This is a genomic window from Stenotrophomonas sp. 3(2025), assembly GCF_052665395.1.
Map to the genome: position 1 here is coordinate 1 of NZ_JBQOIF010000006.1, position 17136 is coordinate 17136.

A 17136-nucleotide genomic window follows, 5' to 3' on the forward strand; every position below is an offset into this window, starting at 1 on the left:
CCGTAAGTTGCCGACCGGTGACAGCCTCGGTACTGCTGCTGCTCAGCGTCGCGTCGGCCACCCCGCTGATACTGCGGTTGGCATTGTTCTTGTTGCGCACGTCCAACACCGTACCGGTGTTTTCACCTCCCAGGCGCACGTTGCCCGTAGCCGATACCTGGCTCACCAGCCCAGCCAAGGCGTTGGCCTTCGTCAGCGCGCTGTCGGCTGCGGTCCTGGCCGCCGTGGCCGTCGTCTGCGCGGCATTGGCGGTGTTCTGGGCCGTGGTCACATTGCTGTTGGTCGCCGTAAGTTGCCGACCGGTGACAGCCTCGGTACTGCTGCTGCTCAGCGTCGCGTCGGCCACCCCGCTGATACTGCGGCTGGCATTGTTCTTGTTGCGCACGTCCAGTACGGCACCGGTGTTTTCACCTCCCAGACGCACGTTGCCCGTGGCCGAAACCTGGCTCACCAGCCCGGCCAGGGCGTTGGCCTTCGTCAGCGCGCTGTCGGCTGCGGTCTTCGCCCCTGTGGCGGTCACCTGCGCGGTATTGGCCGCGTTCTGCGCAGTGGTCACGTTGATATTGGTAGCGTTGAGCTGCTGTCCAGTGACCGCATCGGTGCTGGTTGCGTTGAGCGCGCCATTGCGGACCCCGTTGAGATATCGGGCAGCTCCACTTTTGTTGCTGATCGTCAATGTCGGACCAGTGTTCTCCGCGCCAATGCGAACTGTCCCACCCGTGCTTGTCTGGCTGATCAGGCCATTGGTCGTGGTGAGCAGCTGATACAGCTGCCGGCCGGTAACCGCATCGGTGCTGGCGGCATTCAGCTGTGCATCGCCGACATTGACGATGCGACGCTTGATACTGCTGCTGCCAACCGAGACCGTATTGGATTCGCCTGCGATCGATCCCCGCCCGAGTGCGACGGTGCCGCTGGCCGAGGTGGCCGCACCATGGCCGATGGCCACGCCATCGTACTGAGCGCGGGCCTCACCTCCCAAGGCGATGGCGCCGGTCCAGCCATTGCTCCCGGCATAGGCGTCGCCACCGATGGCGATCCTCGATACGCCTGCCCCTGTATTTGTCCGTGAGCCGCTTCCAACCGCGATTGAATTTTCGGTGTAGGCCTGCGCGTCATGACCAACGGCGATTGTTCCGATGCCATCGCCGAGCGCGTGCGCACCAAACACCGAGGCATACCCTTGTTTCGAGATCGCCCCGTAACCCATCACCGCGTTCTTGTCGCCCTCGGCAGAGGTTCTATGCCCGAAACTGGTGGAGTAGCTGCCATCGGTCCACGCGCCCCCGCCCATGGAAAGATAGTAGGAACTGCGCAGCGTAGAAGTCGCATTTGTCGCATCTTCATGTCCCATGAACGGAGCGCACCGCACGAATCCGGTCTCATTCTCACCACAGCCATAGAAGATCGCGCCGGCGCTCGCGCTGCTGGAAACAGAACCAACCAGCACGGAAAGCAGCAAGGCACCTCGGGTACTTCCGGCGCTACGTCCCTTGCTGCGGGTCAGCTCACTTGCCACCACCCAGCACTGCCGTGCGGTGGACCAGAGTCGTCGATAGATCTTGTTCATGGATTCTCCTTAACAAGCGGAACAGAAGGAACCGCTGTGGCGCCAAGCCACAGCGGCGTGATGCACTCAGAGCGCGACGTTGTGCACGTGCTCGCGATAGCCATCGCGGGTCAGCCGATAGCGCAACTGCAGGGTGTGGCCCGGCTGCACGGGAAACGGCAGCTGCAGCGTGCTGCCGGGATACAGGCTCCGCGATACGTCATGCGCGGTGCAGCGCGCGCCATCGCAGTCAGCGATGCTGGTGACGCCAACGCGCAGCGTGCCGGTATTGCGCAGGTGGCTTCCCTCCACCTGCACGTCCATCGTGGACTGCGCGGGCAGTACATTGACCAGTGCGCCCCAGACCAGGCTGACGCCGACATTGGCCTGCGCCGTCTCACCCTCGCCTGCGGGGTCTGCGCCATCGGGCCCGCGCATGCCCTCGAAGTACACGCGGTATGCCGTTTCCTTTTCGACCGGCTGCAGCGGAATCACACGGATCAGCCGGTTGCCACCACCGGCCAGAGCGAACTTGCCCGGTGTGATGGCGATGGCCGCCTCATTCGGCTCCACCTCGACCTCCTGTTCACCTGCTCCCGCCGGGTCGACGATGCGCTTGATCGATGCCTGCACGTACTGCGGCTGAGTGGACTGCGAGTAGATGCGTATCTGCGCGCCCTTCTTCGCGTCCACCGACGTACGCATGGGATGCACGGTGAGATTGGCGTGGGCAGGCAACGCCGTCAGCAGCGACAGCGGCAGCAGGCAGCGGACTAAGGACTTCATCGGGTACTCCATGTGGGGTTCAGGGCGTGACGGTGGGAACACGCAGTTCCACCTTGAGGTCGCCGCTGTAGTAGCCGGGGCGCTTGGTGCTGACCGGCACGCGCGGTGTTTCCACCGTCAATGGCGTAGGCACGCAGAACACCGGCTGCGTCATGCCGGGCAGCAGCACCAGGCGCAGCCGTGCGGTATCGATGCCATGCAGCAGCTGCTCCACACCATTGCGCATCGGCAGGCTGCTGCCGTTGTGATCCAGCGCGACGGTGTAGTCCACGCGCTGGGTGGCATCACTGCCGCCATCGACGTGCCATACCGAGTAGCCCGAGGGCCCGGGAGGCTGCGCGCCGCTGTCACGCACGGTGACGCCCAGGTAAGCACTCTGCGAGCCCAGCCCGTCGTACAGGCACATGTCGAGCTGGGTACGGCCGCCGATGGTCTGCGCGATCGGGTCGTACTGCAGGTTCAAGCCGACGTGCGGGGTGACTTGATCGAAAAGCGGGAAGTAGATGGAGACCGCGTTGTGGTCGGTGATGGTGAAGTCGAAGGAGAACGAGTAGGTCGCGAGTACTGGGCCATTGGCAACCTCATGAAGATCGAGGAAAGCAACCGCCTCCCATGTTCCGGCCACAAGTCTTTCAAGTTCGGAACTCGGAAGCTCCAAATGCATGCCTGTGCCTACCGGCCATTCCCCCCCGCACTCAGCTGCAGAGGAAGACCATGGCGGAAGCGGCGTCTTGCCCCAGAAGTCGATTGAGCAGGCTCGCCCCGGCATCGCTCTCTCGATATAGCCCTGCAGCTGTATCTCCTCAACCAAACCAGAGCGTCTTTCGGTAGCGCGGATCGTCACCGCTCCCCGTCCAGTTTCAAGCTCATTGCCGACAGTGGGGCACCGGCCATGTGCTGCGTCAGTTGATGATCGACAAGTTAGATGCAGCGTTCCGTATCGCGTCGAACTTGCCTCATAGCCCAGCACAGTCCTCCGCGCCCACAGCTCGATATCTCCCGGCATCGCAGAGCGATCCCACCTCATCACGATGTCGCGGTGTTCACTCGACGGATGCGTCTCCGGCGGCCTCTGCGCCTTCGCCCGCGGCACCAACAGCACCAGCCCACACAACACCGCCATCGCCCACCACACGCGCCGGCTCACTTCGCACCTCCCGCTGCTGCGGTCTGCGGCGTGGCGGCAATCAGCGCCTGCTCCTGCAGCAAACGCGCCACACGTGCCTGGTGGCGGATGTCGGCCGGCAGCTGGGCCACGGCCAGCGGCTCGCACTGCACGGCGCCTACCAGCATCACCACGCTGCGGCGCTCGCGCACCTGTAGCGGGCAGTGCAGCAACCGGTCGTCCTGCAGCAGGTACAGGGTCTTCTCGCGTCGTGGGAAGTCGGCCACGAAACCTCCATTGCTGCCGGTGCCGGGCACCGGCGCGTTGAGAATGCGGGCACCGCGCAGCGGTGCGCCGGCGATGTCCTGGGCGTTGCCGATGAAGGTGTAGGTCACTTCAATCGGCACCGGCATGCGCACCAGCCGGCCCGGTGACAGGAACAGCGGACGCGCGCCGCCCACACCGCTCACGCGCACGGCGGCGATGCTGTCCAGGGCGCTGGCGTCCTGCACTTCAGCGCGGTGCGACTGGTAGGCGGAAATCGGCAGCAGCCGGCGCTCGCCCAGCTTCAGTCGCTGCCGGCGCAACCCGCCCACCTGCAGCTCGGCGGCAACGCCGGTCAGGTCCAGGTCGTCGGTGTCATCCACCTGCACCGCCAGCCCCGCGTCGGCGCCAACGCCAGCGCCCCAGTACACGCCGCGCTTGCCGATGGCCAGGCCGGAACTGTGCGTGGCGCTGTATGCCACTTCGTTGCCACCCTGGTGCTGGTAGCGCGACACCGTGGCACCGGTCTGGCCGATGCGGTTCTGCAGCTGCGTACTCAGCGTGGCGCTGTAGCGCTCGTTGTTGTTGCCGCGCAGTTCGCCCGATACCTCGCGGTACTGATCCTCGTATTCCTGGCGCAGCGTCTGCCCGGCGCTGTAGTTGATGTCCGGCCGCGCATGCCGTGGTTGCCGCACGTCCACGCCATAGCGTCGCTGCGAACTGCCGCGGTCATCGTGCTGCAGGCGGTTGAGGCTGAAATTGAGGTAGATGCCGCGGTCACGTCCATCGCGCAGTCCACCGCCGCTGGTCTGCTGCCACACGCCGATGCGGCTGGACACACTGAACTCGCCCCAGCGCTGGCTGCGGCTGTAGCTGGCCTGCCAGGTGCGGCTGAGCTGCGGTATGCGCGTGGGCTGTGGAAGCCACGGCGGCAGCAGCGGGTCAAGTCCGGCCAGCGGATCATCATCCAGCCCCGGCCGCACGGTGCCTGCACGCCAGGTCTGGCGGCGGGTATAGGCCACGTAGGCGTTGCCGCCGGCCACCGGCAGCGCCATCGAGGCACTGAGCGAATCGGCGCAGCCGAGCCGGTCGCGCGCGTCATCCTCGAACTGGCAGGCACGGCCGCGCATGCGCTGGTGGTACACATTCCACGAAGCACGGCGACGGTAGGAAAGCTGATGCTGCTGGCCACGGCTGCCATCGCTGCCGTGCATGCCACTGAAGGTGGCGCGGACTTCCTGGGTCGCAAACACATGGCGCAGGTCCAGCCGCAGTTCGCCGTAGCTGAAACCGCCCAGATCGGCGATGCCGGCGGTCATGGCCACGTTGCGCCCCATCGGCACGCGCAGGCCGCCCATGGCCGCCAGTTCGTCGTCGAAGCGGTCGCTGCGGCGCTCGTTGCGGCGGCCGCCCTGCAGGAACCACTGCACGCTGCTGTCGGTCCAGTCACCGCCCTTGTCGAACGGCGCGTCCTCGTTGCGTACCAGCACGCCGTCTTCGTAGATGCGCAGGCTGACGGTGTAGTTGCCCATGGGGAACCGGCGCGTATCGAGCTGGTTGATGCCTGCCTGCAGGTAGAAGGTCTGCAGCAGGCGCTCGCCATCGAATGCATCCACGCGCGCATCGCGCGCCAGCAGCACGGTGAGCGGCGTGGCCTGCACGGCGGCGGCGGAATCCACGTAGGCCTGCGTGGTGCCCAGCCGCAGGCCCTGGAAGCGATCCATCGGCAGCATGCTGAAACTGAAGGTGCCGCCCTGCGGGCTGCTCAGGTTGCGGCGGTCCATGCGCCCGGCCTGCAGGTAGTGCTGCTGGCCCAGGTCATGGCGGTAGTAGGCGTTGTCGAGCTGGAAACGGCGGCTGGCAAGACCGCCGCGGTAGTGCTGCTGGCTGAAGGTCCAGTCGGCGGACAGGTGCCCGCGCTGGAACACGCCCAGTGCGCCCATGCCCTGCGCGGCCAGCGCCTGGTAGCCGCGGCCACCGCTGACGTTGAAGGTGTGCTGGTGCAGGAAGGCGTTCTCGGCATTGGCGCTGACCTGGTGGTAGCGCTCGGCGGCCGGCTCGCCGGGGATCCATTGGCGGGCGACAAACAGGCGCACAGCGCCCTCGCCTTCGTCATACAGCGCGCGCACGGCAGTGGGCTCCTGGGGAGGATCGATGTACCCGCAACCGGCACTGGCACCGCCGTAACGGCATGCCAGGTGGCTGTTGCGCGGCAGCGGCTGCGACAACGCCGGCAGCAGCGCAGCCTGCGCCTCGGCGGACAGCTGCAAGGCCTGCAGCGCCTCGGCCGGGGTTTCCAGTTGCACGTGTTCCAGGGTCACGCGCACCGGCACCAGCCCGGTCGAACGACCGAACAGACGGATCTCCAGGTGTTCGGTCTGGCCTTCGACCAGATCCTCGAAACCGGCGGGAACGCCGCGCGCCGCGACCAGGGGTGTGGCCAGCGACAGGGCGAGCGCGACCGCCAGCCGGGTGACGGCGGGTGCGGGAGCATTCATGGGGGAATTACCGGAAGCAGCCGGCCCGGCAAGCGGGCCGGCGCGGGTGCCTTACGGGCTGGTGGTCTTCTGCTGCATCGCGATGGTGACGATGCCTTCGTAGCGGCCACCGCGGGCGATCGGTGCCGGGCTGGTCTGCGCGATGCGCAGCGCCATCGGGATCGATGCGCCCGGCAGCGCGCCATCGAACAGATCGGATGCGGTGAAATCCTGTGCGGCCACGGTCAGTGCCCTGCCATTGAGGCTGACCGTCAACGGCACCGGCGCGCCGCCACCATCGGTGTTGAGCAGCTGCGGGGTGCTGCCAACACGCACTTCGATGTCCTTGCTTTCATCGTTGGAGTAGATGCGTACCTGCTGCGCCCACGGCACCAGGCCGCTGACCGGGTTGTGGACCATGTTGACCACCGAATCCAGCGCGGTGCCATCGGCCTTGAGCAGGGCCAGGGTCGGATCCACGTCGGCCCAGACCTTGATGTCGGCGTCGAATGCATGGGCGGACAGCGAAACGGTAGCCAGCGCTGCAGCGAGCGCGGCCTTCTTCAGGATGGTGTTCATGGTGTCTCTCTCGGACGGTGGGATATGAGGCCTCGCTTGTGGAGGCATCACCCGCCTGCGTGGGGGCGGGCGACGAGAGAATGGTAGGCAGCGCCGTACCTTGCGGCCATTCAAGCTTTCCTAAACAGATGAATGTTAAGGGAATTTCTTGAAGTTGCTCAAAGTTTGAGAGTTATGCAACTGTCCTCATCCGGCCTTTGCAACAAACCTCATTGCAGTAGCGCCAAATGCATCAGGCCGCCTTTCGGCGGCCTGATGCGATGAACGGTGCGGTGCCTAGAAGAAGATCGCGTACAGGATCAACAGCGGAATCGGCACGCCCAGGAACCAGAGCAGAAGCGTTTTCATGACAGGTCTCCTTGCATCAGATGCGGGTTACAGATCGCGGCGACGGCCGCCCCAGGTGGCGCTGAGACTGGCGAAGAAGGCGCCGATCAGCAGGGTGATGAACAGCCACAGTGCGGCATAGGCCGTTGCCTTGCGCGCATCGTCGGCGGCCTGCTTGGCGGTGGTCTTGGCCTTTTCCAGCGTGGCACGCATGCGGGTCTGCACGTCGGTCACACGGGCCTGCGCTTCGGCCGGGCTCATGCCCGTCTCGCGCGCGATCAGCTGCGACAGGTACTGGGTATCGGCCGGGTCCAGGCCATCCCCCTGCAGGCTGTTGACGATGATGCGGTTCACCTCGGCACGGACTTCGCGGCGGTCGCCCATCGGGGCATTGCCCGGCATCGGGCGCGGCGGCGGGGCCGTGCGGGCGTCACGTGGGCCAACGCTGGCGGCGGCCGGGGGCGGCGGCGGTGCGGCCGGGACCATCGGGCTGGTCCCCGGCGCTGCGCCCGCTGCCGGCGCAGCCGGAGGTGCACCGGCAGCGTCCGGGTCCGCCGTGGTGGCACTGCGGAACAGCGAATCCACCCAGTAGTTGAGGTCGCTCTCCGGTGCGCCTGCAGCAGCGCTGCCAGCTCCGGCCACGGCAGCACCGGCAGTGGTGGCAGCGGCGCCTGCGGTCGCACCGGCAACCTTTGCGCCGGCGCCCAGCACGCCACCGATGGCCGAGGTCAACAGGCCAGCAGTGAGCAGAGTCGCCACAGCCCAGGACACGAAGCCGTGCGCGGTGTCGCGGAAGTAGGTCTCATCGCCGTGCAGCTGCGTCCACTTGGTGCGCAGGCGACCGGCCAAATAACCGCCCAGACCGGAAGCGGCCAGCGCGGTGAAGGTCAACCACGCGACGCTGGTCCAGCCGAAGGTTTCCTTGGACACCCCTTCGAACGACCAGGGCGACACCGAGGACAGGCCGAGGCCAACGCCCAGGATCAACAGGATCAGCGACAGTGCGGCGGCCGCAACGGCGCCGGCGAAAATGGCGCCCCAGGACACCGCGCTTTCGCTGGGCGGTGGCACGACGGGAGTGGCCACTACGGTGGCGATGTCAGGACCGAGTGGATCGCGCTCGGGCAGGTCGAAACGGGTACTCATGGGTTGGACGCTCCGTATCAGTGCTGCAGGTGCAGCTGGCGTCTTGAGGCTGCGCGAGCGCTTGTGAAGCTGGTGAGACCCTTGAATCACGCGGTCTTGGCGCGGTGAGCAACGTGCCACTCGCCGGAGCGCAGTAGATCCACGCCATGCGTGGATGATGTTCCGCGCGCGCCGAAAGCTTGCCAACCAAGGTTGGCATCTACCAAAAGCGAAGCAAAAAAAACGCCCCGCAATCGCGGGGCGTCTTCAGCACAACCTACCGCAGGCAATCAGCCCTGGTAGTCACGCACGTCGTGACCGGTGTAGACCTGGCGCGGACGGCCGATCTTCATTTCCGGGTCGACCTGCTGTTCCAGCCAATGCGAGACCCAGCCGGAGGTACGGCCCAGGGCGAACATGACGGTGAACATCTCGGTCGGGATCTGCAGCGCCTTGTAGATGATGCCGCTGTAGAAATCGACGTTCGGGTACAGCTTGCGGGCGACGAAGTACTCGTCCTGCAGCGCGGCCTGTTCCAGCTTCACGGCCACGTCCAGCAGCGGATCCTGCACGCCCAGCTGCTTGAGCACCTTGCCGGTCATCTCGCCGATGACCTTGGCGCGCGGGTCGAAGTTCTTGTACACGCGGTGGCCGAAGCCCATCAGGCGGAAGCCGGAGGTCTTGTCCTTGGCCTTGAGCACGGCCGACTCGACGTTGTCGGCCGAACCGATCTCTTCCAGCATCTTCAGCACGGCTTCGTTGGCACCGCCGTGGGCCGGACCCCACAGCGCGGTGACGCCAGCGGCGACCGACGCATACGGGTTGGCACCGGTCGAACCGACCAGACGCACGGTCGAGGTCGACGCGTTCTGCTCGTGGTCGGCGTGCAGGATGAACAGCAGGTCCAGTGCCTTGACCACGTCCTGGTTCAGTTCGTACTTGCCATCGGCCGACTCGAAGGTCTGCTTCAGGAAGCGGCTGACGTAGTCCAGCGAGGTATCCGGCTTGTTAGCCGGCAGGCCCTTGCCGTGGCGGTAGATCAGCGCCGACAGGGTCGGCACCTTGGCGATCAGGCGCACGGCAGCCTGGCGGCGCTGTTCGGCGTCGGACAGGTCCAGCGAGGCGTGGTAGATGCCCGACAGCTGCGCGATGGCGGCGGTCAGGATGGCCATCGGATGGGCATCCTTGGCGAAGCTGCCGATCAGGGTATTGATCGACTCATCGACGTTGGCTTCGGCAGCCAGCTCGTCGGTGAAGGCCTTCAGCTGCTCGGCGCTCGGGCGCTCGCCGTTGATCAGCAGGTAGGCCACTTCGACGTAGCTCGACTTCTCCGACAGCTGCTCGATCGGGTAGCCGCGATACAGCAGCACGCCCTTGTCGCCGTCGATGTAGGTGATGGCGGACTTGCAGCTGGCCGTCGCGGTGAAACCGGAATCGTAGGTGAAATACCCCGTTTCCTTGGTCAGCTTCGCGATGTCGACGCAGTCGTTGCCGAGGGTGGGTTTGATGACGGGCAGAACGACCGACTTATCGCCGGCGTTGAGCGTGACCTGATCAAGATCGGACACTGTGTGCGCTCCTTCATGGGAAGGCGCCTGCCCAAGCGCATTGGTCAGGCACGTGAATGACGTCCTCGGCCTGTGCCGGGGATCAGGTCATTATCGCACAGCAGCATTTGCCGGGCGCTAGACAGAAGTCGTAGACGACAGGCAGCCGGCACCCTGCCAGCGAGCGGCCGGGATCGGCAAGAGCGTTGTCACAAGGACGCAGTGTTCCGTCCATCCAAACGCCCGTTGGGCAGGCGCTGGACAAAAACAAACGGCCGCGCAGAGCGCGGCCGTCGGTTCGAACCGGGTACGACGTATCAGCGCGCGTAGCGCTTCTGGAACTTGTCGATACGGCCCGAGGTGTCGATGACCTTGTGCTTGCCCGTGTAGAACGGATGCGAAGCCGAGGAAATTTCAACCTTCACCAGCGGGTAGTCGTTGCCGTCTTCCCACTTGATGGTTTCCTTCGTGCTCATGGTCGAGCGGGTCAGGATCTTGAAATCGGAGGTGACGTCATGGAAGACGACGTCGCGGTAGTTCGGATGGATATCGGCCTTCATGGGCTCACACCGTAAATGGGCTGGTGGTCAAGAGCGGCATTATAAGCACTGGTTGCCACCGGGGGCAACCAGTGCGGGGGGCTGGCCTCAGTCCGCACCCAGGGCCTGGCGCACCAGGGCTTCGAAACGCCCCTGGTCGTAGGCCATCAGCAGATCGCAGTTGTCCGGCTGGCCGGTCTGGCGGTTCCAGTCGACGATGGTCGCGCCGCGGCTGAACGTGCCGTTCAGTTCCACATTCAGCGGCCGTGATTCGACCTGCAACTGCCCTTCCGGGTTCAGCGCCCAGGCCATGGCCAGCGCGTCGGCGGTGTACCAGCGGCCGCCCTTGCTGTCTTCGGACAGGCCACGGGTCTTGCGCGAGATCAGCTCGTAGAAGCGCGCGCGCTCGGAATCTGCGCCCAGCCACTGCTCGGCTTCGGCCAACGGCAGGCCGTGGGCAACGGTGGCTTCCCAGTCCGACACCAGCAGGTGCGGGAACGCGGTGAACACCACATGCGCGGCTTCCGGATCGAAGGCGATGTTGAATTCGGCGGCGGGGGTGATGTTGCCGTGGCAGGTGACTGCGCCGCCCATCACCACGATGCGCTTGATGCGCTGGGGCAGGGTCGGATCGAGCTTCAGCGCCAGCGCCAGGTTGGTCAGCGGGCCGAGCATCACCAGCATCAGTTCGCCGGCATGCTGGTGCGACAGGCGCAGGATGGCCAGCGCGGCGTGCTCGGCGTCGGCCTGGCGGCTCGGCGGCGGCAGGTCCACATCGCCATAGCCATCGCGGCCATGCACGTGGGCGGCGTCGACGGATGGATGCAGCAGCGGATCGGGGCTGCCGGCGAACACCGGCACGTCGGTACGGCCGACGATGTCGCAGAGCTTGAGGGCGTTGCGGACGGTGTACTGCAGGCCTACGTTGCCGGCGGCGATGGTCAGGGCGACCACGTCATGCCGTTCATCGGCGAAGGCCATCAGCAGGGCCAGTGCGTCGTCGACACCGGGATCGGTATCGATCAACAGCGGGATCTTCTTGGTCATCGTTGCCGTCTTCAGATCGGCAACGAAGTGTGGACCGGGATGATGACCGTTGCAAGTATGGGGGTTCGGCAGGGCTGCGCCCTGCACCTGCAGAGGCCGGAGCAACGGCAACAGCAACGGCAACAGCAACGTCAAAGGCTGGCTTTCTGGGAGATGGCGGGGTGGGTCCGGTTGCGGGGGACGCCGTAAACCCGTCCTTGGGGGCTTGGCCGCGGCATCCATGCCGCGGACACCCCCGCAACCGGCCCCACCCCGCCTTCGACAGATTTCCGCGGTCTGTCGGAACGGCGGATGTTGGCAGGTGTCGACCTTGGTCGACACATCCACGCAATGCGTGGATGAACATGGAAATGATCGAAAGCGCTGTCTGTAGAGTCGAGCCGTGCTCGACTCACGCACGCAGCGCGCAGTAGATCCACGCCATGCGTGGATGAGCGCCAGGGCATGGGGTCAGAGCCCTTTGCCAAGCAAAGGGATCCGACCCCGCAGCTTACGCCGAGGCGTAGCGCACGGCCGTACCGATCCAGCGCTGCACCACGCGATCTGCAAGCGCCGGCTGCTGCGCCAGCAGGCGTTCGGCCAGCGCATGCACGCCCGGCAGCAGGCCAGCGTCGCGGGCCAGATCGGCAATGCGGAAACCGGCCAGGCCGGTCTGCCGGGTGCCCAGCAGTTCGCCGGGCCCGCGCAGCTCCAGATCCTTCTCGGCAATGACGAAACCGTCGTTGGTTTCGCGCATGGTCTGCAGGCGTTCGCGTGCCATCTGCGAAAGCGGTGCCTGGTACAGCAGCACGCAGCGCGACACCGCCGAACCCCGGCCGACGCGGCCACGCAGCTGGTGCAGCTGGGCCAGGCCCAGGCGCTCGGCGTTCTCGATCACCATCAGCGAGGCGTTGGGCACGTCCACGCCGACTTCGATCACGGTGGTGGCCACCAGCAGGTCAATGTCGCCGGCCTTGAACGCGACCATCGTCGCCAGCTTCTCGGCCGCTTTCAGCCGGCCATGCACCAGCCCCACGCGCACGCCCGGCAGCAGCGCCTGCAGCGATTCGTAGGTGGCCTGTGCCGGGGTGGCATCCAGCTCTTCGCTTTCTTCGATGAGCGTGCACACCCAGTACACCTGCCGCCCTTCGCGGCAGGCCAGGGCGATGCGCTCGATCAGCTCGGGGCGGCGATCGTTGTTCAGTGCCACGGTCTGCACCGGCGTGCGGCCCGGCGGCAGTTCGTCGATGGCCGATACATCCAGGTCGGCGTATTCGGACATCGCCAGCGTGCGCGGAATCGGCGTGGCGGTCATCACCAGCTGGTGCGGCACGTTGTTGCCGCCCTTGCCCTTGTCGCGCAGCGCCAGGCGCTGGTGCACGCCGAAGCGGTGCTGCTCATCGACGATGGCCAGCGCCAGATCGTGGAATACCACCGCCTCCTGCATCAGTGCGTGGGTACCCACCACCACCTGCGCTTCGCCGTTGGCGACCTGTTCCATCACCTTTGCGCGCGCCTTGCCGGTGACCTTGCCGGCCAACCAGGCGATACGCACGCCCAGCGGCTCCAGCCAGCCGCGCAGGTTGTTGAGATGCTGTTCGGCCAGCAGTTCGGTGGGGGCGGCCAGTGCGACCTGCTTGCCCTGCTCCACCGCCAGCATCGCTGCCAATGCCGCCACCACGGTCTTGCCCGAACCGACATCGCCCTGCACCAGCCGCAGCATCGGGCTGGGGCGCGCAAGGTCTTCGCGGATCTGCTTGAACACGCGTGCCTGCGCGCCGGTCAAGGCGAACGGCAACTGCTTCAACAACGCCTTGGCCAGCTTGCCGGGACCGGCCAGCGGCGGCGCGTGATGCGCCTGCAACGCAATGCGCTGGCGACGCAGGCTGAGGTGGTGCGCCAGCAGTTCTTCCATTGCCAGCCGGCGCTGCGCTGGATGGGTACCGGCGGCAAGTGCAGCCAGGTCTGCATCCGGCGGAGGTTGATGCACGGTCAGCAGCGCACTGCGCAGCGATGGCAGGCCGAGGCCCTCGAGCCAGCCGGTCGGCAGCAGTTCCAGCGTGCTTTCTTCCGGCAGGCGATCAAGCGCCTGGCCGATCAGCTTGCGCATCGTCATCGGGCCGACGCCTTCGACGGTGGGATACACCGGGTCGAGGCGATCGCCGAGATCGGGATCATCGTTGCGGCCCAGTACCTGGTAGCTGGGATGGACAATCTCCAAACCGAGGTGCCCCGGTTTGGGCGTACCGAAGCAGCGCAGGCGGTTGCCGACCGCGAACTGGCCGACCTGCTGCTGGCGGAAATGGAAGAAGCGCAGCACCAGGGTGCCCTGCCCTTCATCCTCAACTGCCACTTTCAGCATCGGCCGGTAGCGCATGCCGCGCTCGACGGCCACCACCCGCACTTCCACCTGCGCCGGAATGCCGTTGCGCAGGTCTTCGATGCGGGTCAGCCGGGTACGGTCTTCATAGCGCAGCGGCAGGTGCAGCCAGAGATCCTGCAGGGTGGCCAGGCCACGCGCCTGCAGCTTGGCGGCCACGGCCGGCCCGACGCCGGCGAGCATCGCAAGCGATGCTTCACCGGACGGTGCCAGTGCCGGGGTGACCGCCGCCTTGCGTGCCACGTGGCGGTCAGTCGATGACCATCACCGCGTCGACCTCGAAGTTGGCGCCCTTCGGCAGGCCGGAGACTTCGATGGTGGAACGGGCCGGGAACGGGGCCTGGAAATAGTCCTGCATCACCGCGTTGACCTTGGCGAATTCGGCCAGGTCGGTCAGGTACAGGCCCAGGCGCACGACCTTGTCCAGCGAACCGCCGGCGGCTTCGGCCACGGCCTTGAGGTTGTCGAAGGCACGACGGGCCTGCGCTTCGACGTCACCGACGCCGACGATGTCGCCGGTGGCCGGGTCGAGCGGAATCTGGCCGGAGAAATACACGGTGTTGCCGGCGCGCACGGCCTGCGAGTACGGGCCGATGGCGGCCGGGGCCTTTTCGGTGTTGATGATCTGGCGGGACATGGGTCGCTCCGGTGCGTTGGGGGAAAACAGAGCGGTGATTGTACCGGGTGGGGGCAATGTCGGCTGGGGTCGGATCTTCTTCCCGTTGGGAAACAGCGCGGATCCGGTAGCGCCGGGCCATGCCCGGCGGCAATTGATTCATGCCGCGCTGCGCGCTCGCCGGGCATGGCCCGGCGCTACCAGGGTACGCGCAGGATCTACTGCCGGCGAACGGCCTGCACGACCGACAGGCGGCGCAGGCGACGCATCACTTCGGCCAGATGGTTGCGGTCGCGCACCTGGATGTTGAACGCCAGCACCGCGGCGTTGAAATCGCGGTCCAGGTAATCCACGCGCTCGATGTTGGAGTGGCTCTGCGCGATCGCCGCGGCCAGCTGTGCGAGCACGCCGGTACCGTTCTCCACTTCCACCACCAGCGAAGTGTCGTAGTCGCCGGATACGGTGGTATCCCAGCCGATCAGTACCCAACGCTCGGGCGACTTGCGCAGTTCGGCCAGGTTCGGGCAATCCATGCGGTGCACCACGATGCCCTTGCCGGCGGTGTGGTAGCCCATGATGTCGTCGCCCGGAATGGGCTGGCAGCAGCCGGCGAAGGTGACCACGCCACGCTCGCTACCGTTGATCAGGATCTTTTCCTGCGAGCTGTGGCGCGAATGCGCGCCGCCGCGCAGTTCGGCGTAGGCCATCAGTGCCTGCGCAGCCTGGGTCGGCATCCAGTTGCCCAGCGCGACTTCCGCCAGCAGGGCCTCCAGGCGCGGGAACCGGTGTTCGGCCAGGAAGGCATCCAGACGGCCCTTGGGCAGGCGCTCCAGCGAGCTGTCCATCGCCTCCAGCGCGCGGTCGAGCATGCGGTGGCCCAACTGCACGGCGTCTTCGTGCTCCAGCTGCTTGAGCTGGTGGCGGATGGCGGTGCGCGCCTTGCTGGTCACCACGAATTCGAGCCACTGCGGCTTGGGCGTGGCCGAGCGCGCGGTGATGATCTCCACCGACTGCCCCGACACCAGCTTGGTGCGCAGTGGCACCAGTTTCTTGTCCACGCGCGAGGCCACGGCCATGTTGCCGACGTCGGTATGCACGGCGTAGGCGAAGTCGAGCGCGGTGGAATTGCGCGGCAGGGCCAGGATCTTGCCCTTGGGGGTGAACAGGTAGACCTCGTCCGGGAACAGGTCGACCTTGACGTTGTCGAGGAACTCCAGCGACGAACCGGCGGCCCGCTGCGAATCGATCAGTTCGACGATCCAGGCGTGGGCGCGGCTCTGCGCGCTGTTGGGCGAATCGCCGCCGAACTTGTAGGTCCAGTGCGCAGCCACGCCGCGCTCGGCGATCAGGTCCATTTCCTCGGTGCGGATCTGCACTTCGATGGGCGAACCGTAGGGCCCGAACAGAACGGTATGCAGCGACTGGTAACCGTTGGCCTTGGGAATGGCGATGAAATCGCGGAAGCGCCCATCCAGCGGCTTGAACGCGGCATGCACCGCGCCCAGCGAGTGGTAGCACTGCGGCACGCCGCGCACGACCAGGCGGAAGCCGAACACATCCATCACCTGGTCGAAGGATTTGTTCTCGTCGCGCATCTTGTTGTAGATGCTCCACGGGGTCTTGATGCGGCTGACCAGGCGGTGCTCGATGCCTTCCTTGGCCAAGCGCTGCGACAGCTGCACTTCCACCTGCGCCAGCGCCTCGCGGCGCACGACCGGCTGGCTGCGGATGTGCTTTTCCAGGATCGCGTGGCGCCACGGGTACAGCGCCTTGAAGCCGAGGTTCTGCAGTTCGCTCTTGACCAGGCTCATGCCCAGCCGCTGCGCGATCGGGGCGTAGATCTCCAACGTCTCGCGGGCGATGCGGCCACGCGCTTCGCGGCTCTGCGCGCCCAGCGTGCGCATGTTGTGCAGGCGGTCGGCCAGCTTGATCATGATCACGCGCAGGTCGCGCGACATCGCCAGCAGCATCTTGCGGAAGCTCTCGGCGGCCGCTTCCTGGCGGTCGCGGAACTTCAGCTTGTCCAGCTTGGTGACGCCGTCCACCAGTTCGGCCACGGCTTCGCCGAACTCGGCCGACAGGGCCTCGCGGGTCAGCGGGGTGTCTTCGATGGTGTCGTGCAGGATCGCGGCGATCAGCGCTTCCACGTCCAGGCCGAGCTCGGCCAGCACCTGGGCCACGGCCACCGGATGGGTGATGTAGGGCTCGCCCGACTTGCGCGTCTGCCCAGCGTGCGCGGAGGCACCGACTTCCCACGCACGGCGCAGCAGCGGCAGCTGCTCGGGCGGCAGGTAGTGGGCGGCGCGTTCGAGCTGGAGGACGTAATCGGGTACGGCGGCAGCGGGGACTGCGGCGACCTTGGCAGTGGGGCCTGGGTTCATGGCCAAAGCCTATGCCAGCGCGACGTTTACGGCAAACCCTGAATGCGAAACAGCCCGCACGGGGCGGGCTGTTCGGCGTATCCAGCAATGACGTTGATCGATGCGATCAATCGTCGTTCTTGGACATGTCTTCGTCGGCGACCACTTCGGCGGCGGCCCACTCCAGCGCTTCGCGCTCGGCGCGCTCACGCTCGGCCTTCTCGACTTCGTCGATCAGCGCGTTGTCGATCTTGCGGGCAGCGATTTCGCGCAGCGCCAGCACGGTCGGCTTGTCCTCGCTCTCGCTGTTGTCCAGCGTGGCCTGCACGCCATTGGCGAGCTGACGGGCGCGCTTGGAGGCCATCATCACCAGCTCGAAACGGTTGTTAACGACTTCCAGGCAATCTTCTACGGTAATGCGGGCCATACGGGCTCCCGGCGACCGGTCGGCCGCTC

At 66.2% G+C, this 17136-nt stretch carries 13 protein-coding genes; all 13 read right to left on the reverse strand.

Features of this window, described 5'->3' with window-relative positions:
- Positions 1-1570 (reverse strand): ESPR-type extended signal peptide-containing protein (locus ACUXVE_RS06345; RefSeq protein WP_445514038.1); only part of this gene is annotated, 1570 nt, incomplete at its 3' end.
- 66 nt (positions 1571-1636) lie between these two features.
- Positions 1637-2335, reverse strand: coding sequence for a pilus assembly protein (locus ACUXVE_RS06350; RefSeq protein WP_445514039.1), 699 nt, complete (start codon positions 2333-2335; stop codon positions 1637-1639).
- A gap of 19 nt (positions 2336-2354) precedes the next feature.
- Positions 2355-3458, reverse strand: a complete 1104-nt coding sequence (locus ACUXVE_RS06355; RefSeq protein ID WP_445514103.1) for a CfaE/CblD family pilus tip adhesin — start codon at positions 3456-3458, stop codon at positions 2355-2357.
- 20 nt (positions 3459-3478) lie between these two features.
- Positions 3479-6202, reverse strand: a complete 2724-nt coding sequence (locus ACUXVE_RS06360; protein ID WP_445514040.1) for a TcfC E-set like domain-containing protein — start codon at positions 6200-6202, stop codon at positions 3479-3481.
- Positions 6203-6253: 51 nt separating this feature from the next.
- Positions 6254-6760, reverse strand: coding sequence for a CS1 type fimbrial major subunit (locus tag ACUXVE_RS06365; protein ID WP_093817912.1), 507 nt, complete (start codon positions 6758-6760; stop codon positions 6254-6256).
- Between the two features lie 375 nt (positions 6761-7135).
- Positions 7136-8233 (reverse strand): hypothetical protein, encoded by a 1098-nt coding sequence (locus ACUXVE_RS06370; protein ID WP_445514041.1) that lies wholly within the window; start codon positions 8231-8233, stop codon positions 7136-7138.
- Positions 8234-8502: 269 nt separating this feature from the next.
- Positions 8503-9780, reverse strand: coding sequence for a citrate synthase (locus ACUXVE_RS06375; RefSeq protein ID WP_025874217.1), 1278 nt, complete (start codon positions 9778-9780; stop codon positions 8503-8505).
- A gap of 296 nt (positions 9781-10076) precedes the next feature.
- Positions 10077-10319 carry a type B 50S ribosomal protein L31 gene (locus ACUXVE_RS06380; protein WP_006389217.1) on the reverse strand — a complete coding sequence of 81 codons (243 nt, stop codon included), beginning with the start codon at positions 10317-10319 and terminating at the stop codon, positions 10077-10079.
- Positions 10320-10406: 87 nt separating this feature from the next.
- Positions 10407-11345, reverse strand: a complete 939-nt coding sequence (locus ACUXVE_RS06385) for a nucleoside hydrolase (protein WP_445514042.1) — start codon at positions 11343-11345, stop codon at positions 10407-10409.
- Positions 11346-11835: 490 nt separating this feature from the next.
- The gene (gene recG, locus ACUXVE_RS06390) at positions 11836-13947 is read right to left on the reverse strand and encodes an ATP-dependent DNA helicase RecG (RefSeq protein ID WP_059064985.1); all 2112 of its coding nucleotides are present in this window, start codon (positions 13945-13947) and stop codon (positions 11836-11838) included.
- A 7-nt stretch (positions 13948-13954) separates the two neighbouring features.
- Complete coding sequence (locus ACUXVE_RS06395) at positions 13955-14341, reverse strand: RidA family protein (protein WP_025874214.1); 387 nt, start codon at positions 14339-14341, stop codon at positions 13955-13957.
- 197 nt (positions 14342-14538) lie between these two features.
- Positions 14539-16701, reverse strand: coding sequence for a RelA/SpoT family protein (locus ACUXVE_RS06400; RefSeq protein ID WP_025874213.1), 2163 nt, complete (start codon positions 16699-16701; stop codon positions 14539-14541).
- A 106-nt stretch (positions 16702-16807) separates the two neighbouring features.
- Positions 16808-17107 (reverse strand): DNA-directed RNA polymerase subunit omega, encoded by a 300-nt coding sequence (gene rpoZ / locus ACUXVE_RS06405; RefSeq protein ID WP_049469622.1) that lies wholly within the window; start codon positions 17105-17107, stop codon positions 16808-16810.
- Positions 17108-17136: the final 29 nt, after the last annotated feature.